This window comes from Mycetohabitans endofungorum (genome assembly GCF_002927045.1).
GTDB classification, from domain to species: Bacteria; Pseudomonadota; Gammaproteobacteria; order Burkholderiales; family Burkholderiaceae; genus Mycetohabitans; species Mycetohabitans endofungorum.
This window is the reverse complement of the sequence record NZ_PRDW01000006.1, coordinates 1-14,881: the sequence shown is the minus strand read 5'-3', so window position 1 is coordinate 14,881 and position 14,881 is coordinate 1. Positions and strand designations below refer to the sequence as shown.

Below are 14,881 nucleotides of genomic sequence, written 5' to 3'. Positions count from 1 at the left end.
CGGTGAACAATGGCGTGGGCGATGTGTGGTCATGCCGGCGTGTCCTGGTCCGAGCGCGCATACGCGCGTGGCAGCGTCATCACGAAGCATGCGCCGTGCGCCGGCGCATCGCGATCGTCGTCGCGCGTGGTGGCCACGCTCAGCGTGCCGCCCGCGTCGCGCACGATCGACGCGGCGATCGCCAGCCCGAGCCCCAGCCCGAGCCCCAGCCCTTGCCCCATTTCCTTGGTGGTGAAGAACGGCTCGAACAGTCGGGGCAGCACGTCGGCGGCGATGCCGGGACCGTTGTCGATGACGGCGATCGCCACGACGTCTGGACGCGTGTCGACTTCAATGATAATGCGTGCCGCCGGGTTGCTGGCGAGCGCATCGGCTGCGTTGCCGATCAGGTTGATCAGCGCCTGCTCGACTCGCAGGTCATCACAGCGCACAGCGGGTGACGTATCCAGTGCATTCAAATCGAACGGCGCACGCTTGCCACCGGCGTGCACGCTTACGACTCGCACGTCGATGCCGGCAAGCTTGTCGCGCAACATCGCCAATGCGTTGCGCAGCGCCTGCGCGACGACGGCGTGCGCATCGCGCGGGCGCCGCTTGCTGACGAACAGTTTTAACTGGTTCGTGATGCGCCCCATCCTGTCGATCAGTGTCGCGATGGCCTGTAGGTTCTCGCGTGCCGCATCCAGCGCGTTACGCTCGATTAGCACCCGTGTGTTATCGGAAAAGGTGCGCAGCGCGGCGAGTGGCTGGTTCAGCTCATGGGTGATGCCAGCGGCCATTTGCCCGAGCGCGGCCAGCTTACTGGCTTGCACGAGTTCGTCTTGCGCGGCGCGCAGTTCCGCTTCCGCGCGCGTGCGTTCGCCGACTTCGCGCGTGAGTCGCTCGTTGGCCGCCGACAGGTCCGCGGTACGCTCCGCGACGCGCTGGTTCAGTTCCGCATAGGCGTTCTGCAGCATCCGGCGGCCGTACTCCATTTCGCGCAGCTTGGCCCTTCGCAGCCGCCAGTAGAAGCCCAGCAGCGCGGCAATCAGTAGCGCCAAGCCGGTCGCCACCGTCATGGCGCGTGCCCGTGCATCGACATCATCCAGCGGCGACAGTACCGTCAAGCGCCAGCCAAGCTCGCTCAGCGGCTGCTCGGTTTGCAGATACAGCGGTGCCAGCTGGCCTGAGCCGAACCGCACCAACTCTGCGTTCGCTTCGCGCGTGCGCGCCCTGGTTAGCGGCAACGGCGTCAACGGCTCGTCGCTGTACTGTTCGGTGTCGCGAATCCATGCCGAAGCCTGGCTCGACAACGGGTGCGTCGTATGGTACTTCCACGATGGGATCGACGACAGGATGACGATACCGTTGGCATCGGTGACGAACAGCGGCTCGGACCGGTCTTGCGGCGGGAACCAGCTTAGGTCGATTTTAATTACCACAATGCCGACTTGGATCCCGTTGTGTGAGACCGGCTGGGAAATGTAGTAGCCGGCCTGATGCGAGCGCGTGCCGATCCCGAAAAAGTGGTCCTCGCGTCCCGCGATCGCGGCGACGAAATACGGCCGGAAATTATAGCGTGTTCCGACGAAACTACCGGGTTCGCGCCAGTTGCTGGCTGCCACGCACAGGCCGTCGCCGGTGATCAGGTAGGCCTGTGACGCCTTCGAGCGTTGTGCGATTTCCTCCAGGTAGCGATTCGCGCGGGCGACCGCTTCACCGTTCGGCTGCCGCAGCGCATCCTGCACCAGAGGATGCGTGGAGAGCAGGTACGGCAGGGGCTCATAGCGGTCTAGCGCGGCTTGCAGTGTGGCGCTTGTGCGCGCCGCGCGTGCGGCCGACGCCTCGCGCAAGCGGTCGATCGCATGAGTGCGCGCGGTCGACCAGGCCGCGACGCAGCTTGCGATGACGACCGCGGCGAGCACCAGCAATACGGCGGTACGGCGTAGCACGGCGAGATGTCAGGGTAGCAGCGGATGGATGCACCATTGTGGCACAACGCCGTGCGGGCGCCTATGCGGTCGCTTCCGCTTCGATGCTTGCCGGCCGGCGCATCACGCGCTTGAGCTTGTCGCGATCGAGTTCGTGCTCCCACGCGGACACGACGACCGTTGCCACGCCGTTGCCGACGATATTTGTCAGCGCACGACACTCGCTCATGAAGCGGTCGATGCCGAGGATCAGTACCATGCCAGCGAGCGGAATGGTCGGCACGACCGCTAGCGTCGCGGCGAGCGTGATGAACCCGGCACCAGTGACGCCGCTCGCGCCCTTGGACGTGAGCATTGCGACGGCCAGCAGTGTCAACTGCTGACCCCATGTCAGGTCGGTATGGGTCGCCTGCGCGATGAACAGAACGGCCATCGTCATATAAATGTTCGTGCCGTCGAGATTGAACGAGTAACCGGTCGGCACCACCAGTCCGACGACCGAGCGCGAGCACCCGAGCTTCTCGAGCTTTTCCATCAGGTGCGGCAGCGCCGCCTCGGACGAACTGGTGCCGAGCACGATCAGCAACTCTTCCTTAATGTAGCCGAGAAAACGCACGATGCTGAAGCCGACGACACGCGCAATCGTGCCGAGCACAATCAGCACGAACAGCAGCGACGTCAGGTAAAACGTGCCCATCAGCTTGAGCAACGGCAGCAGCGAGCCGACCCCGTACTTGCCGATCGTAAACGCCATTGCGCCGAACGCGCCGAGCGGCGCGACCTTCGTGATCAGGTGCACCATGCCAAAGAACACCTGCGAGACGCTGCTGATGAATGCGGACACCTTGGCGCCGCGCTCGCCCAGCTGGGCCAGCACGCTGCCGAACAGGATCGCGATCAGCAGAATCTGCAGGATGTCGCCTTGCGCGAAGGCGCTAAAGAATGTGTCGGGGATTAGGTGTATTAGGAAATCGACCGTCGTCTGGCCATGCGCCTTTTGCGCATAGGTTGACACCGCCTTGCTGTCGAGCGTGGTCGGATCAATGTTCAAGCCTACACCGGGCTTTAGGATATGCGAGGCGACCAGGCCGATCAGCAGGGCGAACGTCGAGACGACCTCGAAGTACAGCAACGCCTTGCCGCCGACGCGGCCCACCTTCTTCATGTCCTGCATGCCAGCGATGCCGGACACTACGGTGCAGAAGATGATGGGTCCGATCACCATCTTGATCAGCTTGATGAACGCGTCACCCAGCGGTTTTATCTGTATGGCTAATTGTGGATGGTAATGGCCCAGCAGGATGCCCAGTGCGATGGCAAATAACACCTGGACGTAAAGGACCTTGTAGAGGGGTTTTTTCACGATAGATACCCTTATCGTTTGTGACAAGAATCGCAGGCCCGGACAGTTTCGTCACGGGCGTGCGCGGATAACGCGTTGCGTGCGTTGGCAGGTTCAGCGTGAGCGGGATCGACGGACGGACATGCGATGTCTCCTGGCTGTAGTTGTGTCCTGGCTTGGCGGCCGTGGGCGCTCTATGTGCAAGGCCGGTGCCAGCCTCGTCCGTTTGGTATAAGTATTTGACTGATAACGGTTATGAGGGTGCAGTGCAATGCTGTGTTCTCCGGATTTCCGGAAAATGCCGGTGGGAAAATCTGGATATCCAGATGCATTGAACGAGTCCCTTGGCTTGGATAAAGGCAAGGCTATAGCGCGAGTGTTGGCGCTGAGCCTGCGCTGAAGCGTTGCGTTCACGGCCCTCGATTCATGCGAGATGAAGCGGCATTTCGCATGAATCGGCGTTGATCGTATGGCGCGTAGGTGGGCGCATCGGCGAGCAGCAAAGTGGCGTATCGCCGCGGCAATGCGCTACTTCGCCGATAGCGCGGCCAGCAGGTTCATCACCATGTTCGGCGTAAAGGTGAACGGCACCCAGCCATAGCCGGTATGGCGGAACACGACCAGTTTCGAGCCATTGTTATGTGATTGCGTGGCGATCGCCGGATCCTGCGTTGCCGCGAAGCGCCAGCCCGGCGGCAGTGTAGCGGGCGGCTCAGGCGTCATCGAGGCACGCGCGATCGCTAACTCCTCAATGATCGCTGAGATATCGGCGGGCCCGAGCGTAACGGAGTGCTCGCCGAGTGTCACGACGATTTCGTTTTGCGACGGACGGTTGAAGTGCAACCGAGGCGGTGTTGAATCATTGGCTGTTTTTGTTGCCGGGTCAGCCAGAGCCGCCGAAGCTGCCGGCCCGGCGCTGGCAAGGTGGTCAATCAGCCGTTGCACCGCGTCGATCTGTTCGTGAAGCTCCATACTTCTGCCTTGATTGAGATGAGGCTGTAATTTTACTCGAGGTGCCGAGCACAGCGACCGGCTAGCTCGTCGCGCGTCATTTTTGTGCGTAATTCCAGCCATTTCTAGCACGTCGATCGCCATGAAGGCGCTAAGCTCCCGTATCATTAAGGCTTTTGTAAGCTTATCCCCGGATTTTTGAAGGAGTCGCATGCCTCACGACATCAGCCTCATCACTCTGATCGCAACCGGGCTCGGGCTCGCGATGATCCTCGGCTACGCCGCGTCGTGGCTCAAGATGCCGCCGCTGGTCGGCTACCTGCTGGCCGGCGTGCTGTGCGGACCCGCGACGCCGGGTTTTGTCGGCGACGTGGCGCTTGCCGGCCAGCTTTCCGAGATCGGTGTGATGCTGTTGATGTTCGGCGTCGGACTGCATTTCTCGCTCGACGACTTGCTGGCCGTCAAGCGTATCGCCGTGCCCGGCGCGATCGTCCAGATCGCGGTGGCGACGGCGCTCGGCATGGGCACAGCGATGTGGTGGGGTTGGCCGGTCGGGGTGTCGCTCGTCTTCGGTCTGGCGCTATCGGTGGCCAGCACGGTCGTATTGCTGCGCGCGCTGGAGGCGCGCGGCCAGCTTGATTCGGCCAACGGTCGTATTGCGGTCGGTTGGCTGGTCGTTGAAGACCTGGTTATGGTGCTCGTGCTGGTGTTGCTTCCGCCGTTGGCCGGCCTACTCGGCGGTTCGCCAGACGGCAATCATGGCGCGGGACTGACCGAGGCGCGCGCCGCCGCGCCGCAGCCCAGCTTGTGGGCCATGGTCGGCGTGACGTTCGCGAAGGTCGCCGCCTTCATCGCACTGATGCTGGTGGTCGGCCGCCGGGTGTTCCCGCGCCTGTTGTTCCTGGTGGCCCGCACCGGTTCGCGCGAGCTGTTCACGCTGTGCGTGATCGTCGCCGCAGTGGGTGTGGCGTACGGCTCGGCACGCCTGTTCGACGTGTCGTTCGCGCTGGGCGCATTCTTCGCCGGCATGATGATGCGCGAGTCCGAATTCAGCCATCGCGCGGCGGACGAAACGCTGCCGTTGCGCGACGCGTTCTCGGTGCTGTTCTTCGTGTCGGTCGGCATGCTGTTCGATCCCCACGTGCTGATCAACGCGCCGTTACACGTGCTCGGCGTGGTCGCGATCATCATGGTCGGCAAGACAGTGGCGGCGGTGGCGCTGGTGCTCGCCTTCCGCTATCCGCTGAACAGTGCGTTGACCGTCGGCGCGAGCCTTGCGCAAATCGGCGAGTTTTCGTTCATCCTGGCCGGACTGGGGATGTCGCTCGGCTTGTTGCCGAAAGAGGGGCAGGACTTGGTCCTGGCCGGCTCGCTGATCTCCATTGCGTTGAATTCGCTCGTGTTCGCCGCGATCGAGCCGGCGCAGGCATGGATCCGTAGTCGTTCCAGCCTGGCGCGACGGATGGAATGCCGCGAGGATCCGCTTGCCGCGCTGCCGATGACGGTGCCGCAGGCGCACCTGACCGGCCAAGTCGTGATCGTCGGCTATGGTCGGGTCGGGCGCCGTGTCGCGCAGACGTTGGCCGCACATCGGATCCCGTATGTGGTGGCCGAGCAGCATCGCGATATCGTCGAGAAGCTGCGCGCCGAGCAGGTGCCCGCCGTGTGCGGCGATGCGTCCGATCCGATGGTGCTGGTGCAGGCGCATGTCGCTCGCGCCGGGATGCTGGTGGTGACGTTGCCGGACACATTTGATGTTCGCAAGATCGTTGACACCGCCCGCACGCTGAACCCGTCTATCGAAGCGGTGTTATGCACCGACAACGACGACGAGGCCGCGCTGCTCCAATCGGAACGAGTCGGCACCGTGTTTGTTGGGGATAGCGAGTTGGCGCGCGGCATGACCTCGCACGTGCTGTCGCGGATGACGAGCGCCGCGACCGTGGGCGGTGTCGATGCAACCGGTGCGTCGGGTCACCCGCGATGATGGCTACGTCGGGTTTGACCGGATGTCAAGTGATTGGGCGAAGCATGACAATGTTGGCCGAATGCGTGTAAAAGTTATCAACAGTTTCTGTGGATAAACCTGTGGTGAACCCAGCCGAAACCTAGTAAATCTGGGGTTCTCATCGGTATCACCGCGTTGCGTACGTGGCCCTGGACTGCAATGGGCGCACAGAAGGGTTATATTCCCGGGATGGAAAAAAGACAGAATATGGCATCCGGGACGTCATCCGACATGCCACCGCCGCCTCGGCAATGGGATGCGCGGCTCGCTCGCCGGCTCGTGATGCCATTGAAGGACACCTCGGTCACGCCGAACTACCTAACGACGCTGCGCCTGTTGATCGGCCTGGCCGGCGCGGCCGCGCTGGCCAGTGGTGGATATGGTTGGACCAACGTCGGCGCGTTGCTGATCGTGCTGTCCAATTTTGTTGACCATACGGACGGTGAGTTGGCCCGCATCAGCGGTAAATCGAGCCGCCTGGGCCACTTCTACGACCTCGCGGCGGACGCGCTGGTTACGATCGGGCTGTTCGTCGGCATGGGGTTGGGTGTCCCTGCCGATGCGCACTTATCGCTGCCGGCGGCGCCTGCGTGGCTCGGCTGGGTGGCCGGCCTAGCCGTAGCGTTGATTTTCTTTCTGCGCATGCGCATCGAGCAGCGCGCGGGCAAGGCCGGCACGCGCCAGGCGTTTTTGGCCGGCTTTGAAACCGAGGACATACTTTACCTGCTGCCGTTGGTCACGTTGCTGGATGGCGTGACGCCGTTCCTGTTGGCGGCGGCAATCGGCGCACCGCTGTTCGCGGTGTGGGTCGCGATTGACTATCGCCGCACAATGCGGCGGGGCACGGGGGCTGCTGCGGCGACCCATTACGGCACGACGCCATGAATGTCGCGGCCGGATTGGCCCGCGACGGCGCGGGGGCTGGACATCAGTGCAGCACGGCAATGGACAGGTCGTTGCACGAGCGCATCGCGGCGCTCGATACCGAGCTGCTGCGCGAGACGTTCGCTGACCAGGGCGCGTTCCTGTTCCTCGACACATTTCTGGCGCCGGACATAACTGCTCGGCTCGTGGATGCAGTGCGTCGGGTCGATGGCGAAGTGAACCGCAACTACCTGCCTGGACACAAGCAGGGCGGCAGTGTCAGCAGACATACGATCGACCGGCTTGCACCGGTGATCGCCGAATTGTATCGTTCGCCGGCGTTGATCCGCTGGCTGGAGGCACTGTGCGGGGACCGCCTGATGGCCTGTCCTGACACGGATCCTCACGCATACGCGCTCTATTTCTATACCAAGCCCGGTGATCATATCGGCTGGCACTACGATACGTCGTACTACAATGGCCGGCGATACACGCTGCTGCTGGGCGTGGTTGACGAATCGTCGTGCAAGCTGGAATACCGGCTGCACACTCGTGAGCCGGGCATACCCGTCGTCGAGGCGGCAGTGCAGTTGCCGCCTGGCGCTCTGGTCTTTTTCGATGGAGACAAGCTGCATCATCGGATTACGCCGCTGGGCGCGAACGAGCGGCGCGTATCGTTGACATTCGAGTACGTGACCGATCCGAGCATGGGGCGGTTCCAGCGGTTCGTATCGAACATGAAGGACGCAATCGCCTACTTCGGTTTTCGACAAGTATTTCGGCAGTGGCACGGCAAGCGAACGCGCACATGACACGTGCAGCGTGGATTTCGTTGACGATCGGCGCGTCGCTGTTCGTCGGGCTGCTGGCATGGCAGGGTATCGCACCGTTGATGGCCGCGTTGTCGGCCGCCGGCTCCGGCTTGCTGCTCGTGGCGGCGTTCCATGGTCTGCCGATGGTGGTCGACGCGGCGGCGATCCGTGTGCTGGCGAGTGAGCGTGGCGGTGTGCTGGCGGGTGAACGCGGCGGCGTGACGATCGGTGACGCGCTGTTGACGCGCTGGGCAGGCGAATCGGTCAACAGCCTGCTGCCGGCCGGCCAGATCGGCGGGCCGTTGCTGATGGTGCGGCATCTGGCGCAGCGTCGATTGTCGCTGCCGGAATCGGCGGCGGTGATGACCGTCAGCACGACGTGGCAAACGATCGCACAAGTCGTGTTCGCGTTGCTGGGTCTGGCGGTGTTCGCGGCTGATGCGGCGCATGGTGCGCTCGGCGGTCTGCGCACGCCGTTGCTGGCCGCGAGCGCGGGCTTTGCGCTGCTGCTGTACGGTTTTTACATGGCGCAACGGCGGCGCTTGTTCGGGCGGTTCTCGCGCGTGATGTCCAAGCTGTCGGCGGGGCGCGACTGGTCGGTGCTCTTCGAGCGCGCCGATGCGGTGGATGCGCACGTGGCCGCGCTGTATCGGCAGCCGCGTGCGGTGGCGGCAAGTTTCGCATTGAGCCTGGCCGGCTGGATCGTTGGCACCGGGGAAGTCTGGCTGATCCTGCAGTTGATTGGACATCCGGTGGGCTGGGTCGATGCGCTGCTGCTCGAGAGCATTGGGCAGGCCATCCGCGGCGCGGCGTTCATGATCCCGGGCTCGCTCGGCGTGCAGGAGGGCGGGTACCTGCTGCTTGCGCCGCTAGTCGGCTTGCCGCCGGACACGGCCCTCGCGCTGTCGCTGGCCAAGCGCGCCCGCGAGATCCTGCTTGGCGTGCCGGGCCTGGTGTACCTGCATTTTTCTGAGCGCGGCTGGCAACGCCGCCGGGCTACGCGGATGCCGGCGGCCGACTAGCGTGCCAGATAGCGCAACATGTTGATTTGAGCGCCTCGCCCGGAGCTGCGAATCAACACTCATAGACGAATCACACGGGAGCATCAGTGCGCGCCATTATTCTTGCTGCGGGCCGCGGCCTGCGCTTGGTCCAGCCCGAGAACAAGCAGTCGCCCAAATGCCTGCTACAGTTCGACAGCATGACGCTGCTCGAGCGCCATTTGCGGTTACTCAGGGCGGCCGGTGTCGACGAAATCGTATTGGCCTTGGGCTTTCACCACGAGATGATCGAAGCCGAGCTGCTGCGCCTGGGTTGGACGCCGCCGCCGCGCTTCGTGCTTAACCCGGACTACGAGCTGGGCAGCGTGCTGACCGTGCACACGGTATCCGACGCGTTGTGCGCGGGTGGAGACGTGTTGCTGATGGATGCCGACGTGCTGTACGACGAGCGTCTCATGCTGCCGCTGGTGGCCGGCGAGCATGCGAATCGGTTGCTGATCGATCGTGATTTCGAGCCGGGCGACGAACCGGTCAAGCTATGCTTGCGTGACGGTGTGCCCGTCGAGTTGCGCAAGCAGGTCGCGGCCGACCTGCGGTACGACACGATGGGCGAGTCGGTCGGGTTTTTCCGCCTGACCGAGGGGGCCGCGCGGCGTCTGGCGCAGATCGCGGCCGACTATGTCGGCAGCGGCCGCGCGAACTTGCCACACGAGGAAGCGCTGCGGGACCTGCTGCTCGAGCGCAACCATGTCTTTGAAGCGGCCGACGTGACCGGTGCGCCATGGATCGAGATCGATTTTGCCGCGGACGTCGAGCGTGCGCGAGCGCAAGTGCTGCCCCTGCTGCAGCCGGTGTTCGCCGCGGGTACGACCGCGTCGCGTTGAGACAGGAGCTTATTGAACTCATGAATGCCCCCGATACCTTGGTCGCGCGCGCGCAAAGCCGTGCGGCGCGGCTGCGCCGCATGCTGACCTCCGATAAGCTGGAATTCATGATGGAGGCGCACAACGGGCTGTCCGCGCGGATCGTGCGCGAAGCGGGCTTTGATGCCATCTGGGCGTCAGGCCTGGCGATCTCGGCGCAATACGGCGTGCGCGATAACAATGAGGCGAGCTGGACACAGGTGGTCGACACGCTGGAATTCATGGTCGATGCGAGCGACCTACCCATCCTGCTCGACGGCGATACCGGCTACGGCAATTTCAACAACGTCCGGCGGCTGGTCAAAAAGCTGGAGCAGCGCGGCGTGGCCGGCGTGTGCATCGAGGACAAGCAATTCCCAAAGACCAACAGCTTTATCGGCGGCGAACGGCAGCCGCTGGCGGACGTCGATGAGTTCTGCGGCAAGATCAAGGCTGGCAAGGATTCCCAGGATGACCCGGATTTTTCGATTGTCGCACGGGTCGAGGCGTTGATTGCCGGCTGGGGCATGGACGAGGCGCTGCGCCGCGCCGAGGCGTATCACGCGGCTGGGGCCGATGCGATTCTGATCCACAGCAAGCTGGCGCGGGCCGAGGAAATCGTGGCGTTCGCACGTGAATGGGCCCATCGCGCGCCGCTGGTGATCGTGCCGACGAAGTACTACAGCACGCCGACGCAGGTCTTCCGCAACGCGGGTATCAGCATTGTGATCTGGGCGAATCACTTGATACGCGCGGCCACGTCGGCGATGCAGGCAGTCGCCAAAGAAATTCACGACAGCGAGACGCTGGTCGGCGTCGAGGACCGGATCGCATCGGTCAACGAGATTTTCCGCTTGCAAGGCGCGGACGAATATTCAGCCGCCGAGCGGGTCTATTTGGCCGCGCGTGCGCCGCGCACGGCGGTCGTGCTGGCTGCGAGCCGGGGACGCGGGCTGGAGGCGGTCACCGCACAGCGGCCCAAAGTGATGTTGCCGATCGCGGGCAAGCCGTTGTTGCGCTGGCTTGTCGATGGCTTCAAGAAGCAGGGCGTGAACGATATCACGGTCGTGGGCGGCTACCGTGCCGATGCGATCGACACGGCGGGCATCCGTGTGGTGGTCAACGAGCGGCACGAGACGACCGGTGAGCTGGCGTCGCTCGCGTGTGCGACGCAGGCGTTCGAGCACGATATCGTCATCTCGTATGGCGATCTCTTGTTTCGCAGCTATATCCTGCACGACCTGGTCGAAAGCGACGCGCACTTTTGCGTGGTCGTCGATTCGTCGCAGACGCAGCCGACCAACCAGAGCGTACGCGATTTCGCATACTGCTCGAGTGGCGACGACCGGGGCCTGTTTGGGCAGAAGGTCGTGCTGCGGCGCGTGAGCAGCGAGGCAATCGCGCCGGATGGGACGGCGCCGCACGGGCGTTGGATCGGCCTGCTGGGCGTGCGCGGAGAAGGGCGCGAGAAACTTCGGCGTATGTTTGCGACGCTGCGCGAGCGCGGCGACTTCGATTCGCTGGATATGCCGGCGCTGCTCAATGCGCTAGTTGACGCCGGCGAGCAGATCGAAGTGCAATATGTGCACGGACACTGGCGTGGCGTCAATGATCTGGATGATTTCCGCCGGGCGGCGGATTTCGCCCATACGCAGGTACCGATCGCGGAGGCGAGCGCCGGAGGCGGCAATGATTGACGCGGCGCAGTTCGTCGATGCGGCGCGCGAACGCGGATTCGACTGGTACGCGGGCGTGCCGTGCTCGTTTTTGACACCTTTCATCAACTACGTGTTGCAGGCTCCATCGCTGCATTATGTGAGCGCGGCAAACGAGGGGGATGCGGTCGCACTGATCGCAGGCGCGACGCTGGCTGGCCGGCGCGGTGTCACGATGATGCAGAACTCCGGGCTCGGCAACGCCGTCAGTCCGCTGACCTCGCTGACCTGGACGTTCCGGCTGCCGCAGTTGTTGATCATCACCTGGCGTGGCCAGCCGGGTGTGGCCGACGAGCCGCAGCATGCGTTGATGGGGCCGATCACGCCGGCGATGCTCCAGACGATGGAGATTGCATGGGAGACCTTTCCGACCGACGCAGCGGATATCGGTCCGGCATTGGATCGGGCGATCGCGCATATGGACGCCACTGGTCGGCCCTATGCGCTGGTCATGCACAAGGGGAGCGTCGCGCCCTATCCGCTGCGCGGCACCACTGCCCACGCACGGCGCGCGGCGGTGCCGGTCGAAACGACGCTGTGTGGCGCGTCCCGTGACGCATTGCCGTCGCGCAGCGACGTACTGCGTGGCGTGATCGACGCAACACCGGTGCAGGGCAGCGTGGTATTGGCGTCCACCGGTTTTTGTGGTCGTGAACTGTATGCGCTGCACGACCGGCCAAACCAGTTGTACATGGTTGGCTCGATGGGCTGCGTGATGACGATGGCGCTCGGACTCGCGCTGGCACGGCCTGACCTGCGTGTGGTGGCGCTCGATGGCGATGGTGCCGCGTTGATGCGCATGGGCGCGTTTGCGACGCTGGGCGCCTATGGGGCGTCCAACCTCGTGCATATCGTGCTGGACAACGGCGTGCACGATTCGACCGGTGGCCAGGCGACCGTATCACCTGGCATGTCGTTCGCGGGCGTGGCCGCGGCGTGCGGGTACGGGCTCGTGATTGAAGGGGACGATCTCGGTGTGCTGCGGCGGGTTTTCAACGTCGAGCCGCTCGGCGACGGGCCGCGTTTCGCGTGTATCAAAATACGGCCCGGCACGCCAGAGGGCCTGCCACGGCCGTGCGTGACGCCGGAGCAAGTGAAGGGGCGCTTGATGAACCACATCGCACATGGTGCGGGAGGCCGCTGATGCTGTTACTGAACCCGGGACCGGTCACGCTCACGGAACGTGTGCGACAAAGCTTGCTGCAGCCCGACCTGTGCCATCGCGAGCCGGAATTCTACGATTTGCAGCAGGAGGCGCGCGAACGGTTGGTGGACGTCTACGCGCTCGACCCCGCTGAATGGCAAGCGGTCCTGATGACTGCGTCAGGCACGGGCGCGGTGGAGAGCATGGTCGCCGCGCTGGTACCGGAGCATGGCCGCCTGTTGGTGGTGGAGAACGGCGTGTATGGCGAGCGGATCACGCATATCGCGCGTCACTATCGGATTAACCACGAAGTGGCGGTACATCGATGGATCGACGCGCCGGATGTCCAGGCGTTGGCGGCACGGCTAGATGACGCGGCGCGTGCGCAACGCCCGTTCACCCACGTGGCGCTGGTCCACCATGAGACGACTACGGGCCGCTTGAACGACCTCGGGGGCGTGTTCAACGCGTGCCGCGCACGCGGCGTCGGCGTGCTGCTGGATGGCGTTAGCAGCTTCGGTGCGGAGGCGATCGACTTTGCCGATCCTGCGCTCGTCGCGGTCGCGGCGACAGCGAACAAATGCTTACATGGGGTGCCCGGGGCGTCATTCGTCGTGGTGCGTCGCGCGGCGCTGGCCGACGCAGCAAGCCGGGCGTTTTATCTGGACCTTGGGCGGCTGGCGCGCTTGCAGGACGAGCGCAATACGCCGTTTACGCCGTCGGTGCACGCGTATTACGCGCTGGTCGAGGCACTGCGCGAGCTTGAGGACGAGGGCGGCTGGCGCGAGCGTCATGCGCGTTATCGCAAGCTGGCCGAGCAAGTGCGAGACGGTTTGGCGCGACTGGGCGTGGATAGCGTACTGCCGCCGCAGGAATCGTCGGTCGTGCTGCGCGCGTACCGGTTGCCGCCGAAGATCGACTACGCCCAATTGCACGATGCGTTGAAACTGCATGGATTCGTCATCTATGCGGGGCAGGGCGGCTTGGCGGCTGAGTTGTTCCGCATCTCGACGATGGGCAATCTGACGGCGCACGACATGGACCGGTTGCTGCGTGCGTTCGGGCAGCTGCTGGCGTGAGGCGGCGTGCATCGCCTCGGCCCAAGCGTGGCGGCGCAGCCCGGCTCCGGTGTGGCGGCACAGAAGAATCGACCCAGCAGACCGGCACAGACCGGCGTCAGTACGGATAACCACGATGACCAAACTACTTTCCACGATCGACCATCCCGCCCAGCTGCGTTCGCTGTCGCGCGCGGATTTGAAGGCGCTGGCCCATGAACTCAGGGCCTTCGTGCTCGACAGCGTGTCGCGCACCGGCGGTCACTTGTCGTCCAATCTCGGCACGGTCGAGTTGACGATCGCGCTGCATTATGTGTTCGACACGCCGAAGGACCGAATCGTTTGGGACGTCGGCCACCAGACCTATCCGCACAAGATCTTGACCGGGCGGCGCGACCAGATGAGCACGCTGCGCCAGTGGAATGGCATCTCAGGTTTCCCCCGCCGCTCGGAGTCGGAGTTCGATGCGTTTGGTACCGCCCATTCGAGCACGTCGATCTCGGCGGCGCTGGGCATGGCGGTAGCAAGCAAGCTCAAGGGTGAGCATTGTCGTGCGATCGCTGTGATTGGCGACGGCGCGATGACCGCCGGCGAGGCATTCGAGGCGCTGAACAACGCCGGCGTGTGTGAGGACATCCCGTTGTTGGTGATCTTGAACGACAACGACATGTCGATTTCGCCGCCGGTTGGCGCATTGAACCGGTATCTGGTCAAGCTGATGTCCGGACGCTTCTACGCGAGTGCGAAGGAGGGCATACGCAAGATCTTGCCGCCGCCGATGCTGGAACTTGCGCACAAGCTCGAGGAGCATGCGAAGGGCATGGTCACGCCGGCGACGCTGTTCGAGGAGTTCGGCTTCAACTACATCGGTCCGATCGATGGGCATGACCTCGATGCGCTAATCCCGACGCTCGAGAACCTGAAGCAGATGAGTCGGCCACAGTTCCTACACGTGGTGACGAAGAAGGGCCAAGGCTACAAGCTGGCCGAGGCCGATCCGGTGCTGTACCACGGTCCGGGCAAGTTCAATCCGGAAGAGGGCATCAAGCCTGGCGGCGCCGCTAAGAAAACCTACACCAAGGTCTTCGGCGAATGGCTGTGCGATGCGGCGGAACTGGACCCGCGGGTAGTGGGCATCACGCCGGCGATGCGCGAGGGCTCGGGGCTGGTGGAG

The 14,881-nt window shown here is 63.9% G+C and carries 12 protein-coding genes; 9 read left to right on the top strand and 3 right to left on the bottom strand.

Going from position 1 to position 14,881, the window contains the following annotated elements:
* Positions 1-29: 29 nt before the first annotated feature.
* The 3 genes from B0O95_RS07360 to B0O95_RS07350 form a co-directional block, all read right to left on the bottom strand.
* Positions 30-1,931 carry a sensor histidine kinase gene (locus tag B0O95_RS07360; RefSeq protein WP_104077318.1) on the bottom strand — a complete coding sequence of 634 codons (1,902 nt, stop codon included), beginning with the start codon at positions 1,929-1,931 and terminating at the stop codon, positions 30-32.
* Between the two features lie 61 nt (positions 1,932-1,992).
* Positions 1,993-3,276, bottom strand: a complete 1,284-nt coding sequence (locus B0O95_RS07355) for a dicarboxylate/amino acid:cation symporter (protein ID WP_104077462.1) — start codon at positions 3,274-3,276, stop codon at positions 1,993-1,995.
* A 504-nt stretch (positions 3,277-3,780) separates the two neighbouring features.
* The gene (locus B0O95_RS07350; RefSeq protein ID WP_199180457.1) at positions 3,781-4,224 is read right to left on the bottom strand and encodes a hypothetical protein; all 444 of its coding nucleotides are present in this window, start codon (positions 4,222-4,224) and stop codon (positions 3,781-3,783) included.
* Between the two features lie 190 nt (positions 4,225-4,414).
* Here B0O95_RS07350 and B0O95_RS07345 point away from each other — a divergent pair, with 190 nt between their 5' ends.
* The 9 genes from B0O95_RS07345 to dxs form a co-directional block, all read left to right on the top strand.
* Positions 4,415-6,190 (top strand): cation:proton antiporter domain-containing protein, encoded by a 1,776-nt coding sequence (locus B0O95_RS07345; protein ID WP_104077316.1) that lies wholly within the window; start codon positions 4,415-4,417, stop codon positions 6,188-6,190.
* A gap of 252 nt (positions 6,191-6,442) precedes the next feature.
* The gene (locus tag B0O95_RS07340; RefSeq protein ID WP_370641781.1) at positions 6,443-7,096 is read left to right on the top strand and encodes a CDP-alcohol phosphatidyltransferase family protein; all 654 of its coding nucleotides are present in this window, start codon (positions 6,443-6,445) and stop codon (positions 7,094-7,096) included.
* Between the two features lie 59 nt (positions 7,097-7,155).
* Complete coding sequence (locus tag B0O95_RS07335) at positions 7,156-7,887, top strand: HalD/BesD family halogenase (protein ID WP_233203207.1); 732 nt, start codon at positions 7,156-7,158, stop codon at positions 7,885-7,887.
* Entirely contained in the window at positions 7,884-8,909 is a 1,026-nt protein-coding gene (locus tag B0O95_RS07330) for a lysylphosphatidylglycerol synthase domain-containing protein (protein ID WP_104077314.1), read from the top strand. The genes B0O95_RS07335 and B0O95_RS07330 overlap by 4 nt, the downstream gene beginning before the upstream one ends.
* A gap of 86 nt (positions 8,910-8,995) precedes the next feature.
* Positions 8,996-9,772 (top strand): phosphocholine cytidylyltransferase family protein, encoded by a 777-nt coding sequence (locus B0O95_RS07325; protein ID WP_104077313.1) that lies wholly within the window; start codon positions 8,996-8,998, stop codon positions 9,770-9,772.
* Between the two features lie 20 nt (positions 9,773-9,792).
* The gene (gene aepX / locus B0O95_RS07320) at positions 9,793-11,487 is read left to right on the top strand and encodes a phosphoenolpyruvate mutase (RefSeq protein ID WP_199180456.1); all 1,695 of its coding nucleotides are present in this window, start codon (positions 9,793-9,795) and stop codon (positions 11,485-11,487) included.
* On the top strand, positions 11,480-12,649 hold the full coding sequence (aepY, locus tag B0O95_RS07315) for a phosphonopyruvate decarboxylase (RefSeq protein WP_104077312.1): 1,170 nt from the start codon (positions 11,480-11,482) through the stop codon (positions 12,647-12,649). Before aepX ends, aepY begins: the two co-directional genes overlap by 8 nt.
* Complete coding sequence (locus B0O95_RS07310) at positions 12,649-13,728, top strand: 2-aminoethylphosphonate aminotransferase (RefSeq protein ID WP_104077311.1); 1,080 nt, start codon at positions 12,649-12,651, stop codon at positions 13,726-13,728. Before aepY ends, B0O95_RS07310 begins: the two co-directional genes overlap by 1 nt.
* A 115-nt stretch (positions 13,729-13,843) precedes the next feature.
* Positions 13,844-14,881 (top strand): 1-deoxy-D-xylulose-5-phosphate synthase (gene dxs / locus B0O95_RS07305; RefSeq protein WP_104077310.1); only part of this gene is annotated, 1,038 nt, incomplete at its 3' end.

What these genes read in the sequence shown, in the direction of transcription:
- aepY (WP_104077312.1), top strand. Translation starts at nt 11,480, where the DNA reads ATGATTGACGCGGCGCAGTTCGTCGATGCGGCGCGCGAACGCGGATTC.
- B0O95_RS07310 (WP_104077311.1), top strand. Translation starts at nt 12,649, where the DNA reads ATGCTGTTACTGAACCCGGGACCGGTCACGCTCACGGAACGTGTGCGA.
- B0O95_RS07330 (WP_104077314.1), top strand. Translation starts at nt 7,884, where the DNA reads ATGACACGTGCAGCGTGGATTTCGTTGACGATCGGCGCGTCGCTGTTC.
- aepX (WP_199180456.1), top strand. Translation starts at nt 9,793, where the DNA reads ATGAATGCCCCCGATACCTTGGTCGCGCGCGCGCAAAGCCGTGCGGCG.
- B0O95_RS07345 (WP_104077316.1), top strand. Translation starts at nt 4,415, where the DNA reads ATGCCTCACGACATCAGCCTCATCACTCTGATCGCAACCGGGCTCGGG.
- B0O95_RS07350 (WP_199180457.1), bottom strand. Translation starts at nt 4,224, where the DNA reads ATGGAGCTTCACGAACAGATCGACGCGGTGCAACGGCTGATTGACCAC.
- B0O95_RS07340 (WP_370641781.1), top strand. Translation starts at nt 6,443, where the DNA reads ATGCCACCGCCGCCTCGGCAATGGGATGCGCGGCTCGCTCGCCGGCTC.
- B0O95_RS07335 (WP_233203207.1), top strand. Translation starts at nt 7,156, where the DNA reads ATGGACAGGTCGTTGCACGAGCGCATCGCGGCGCTCGATACCGAGCTG.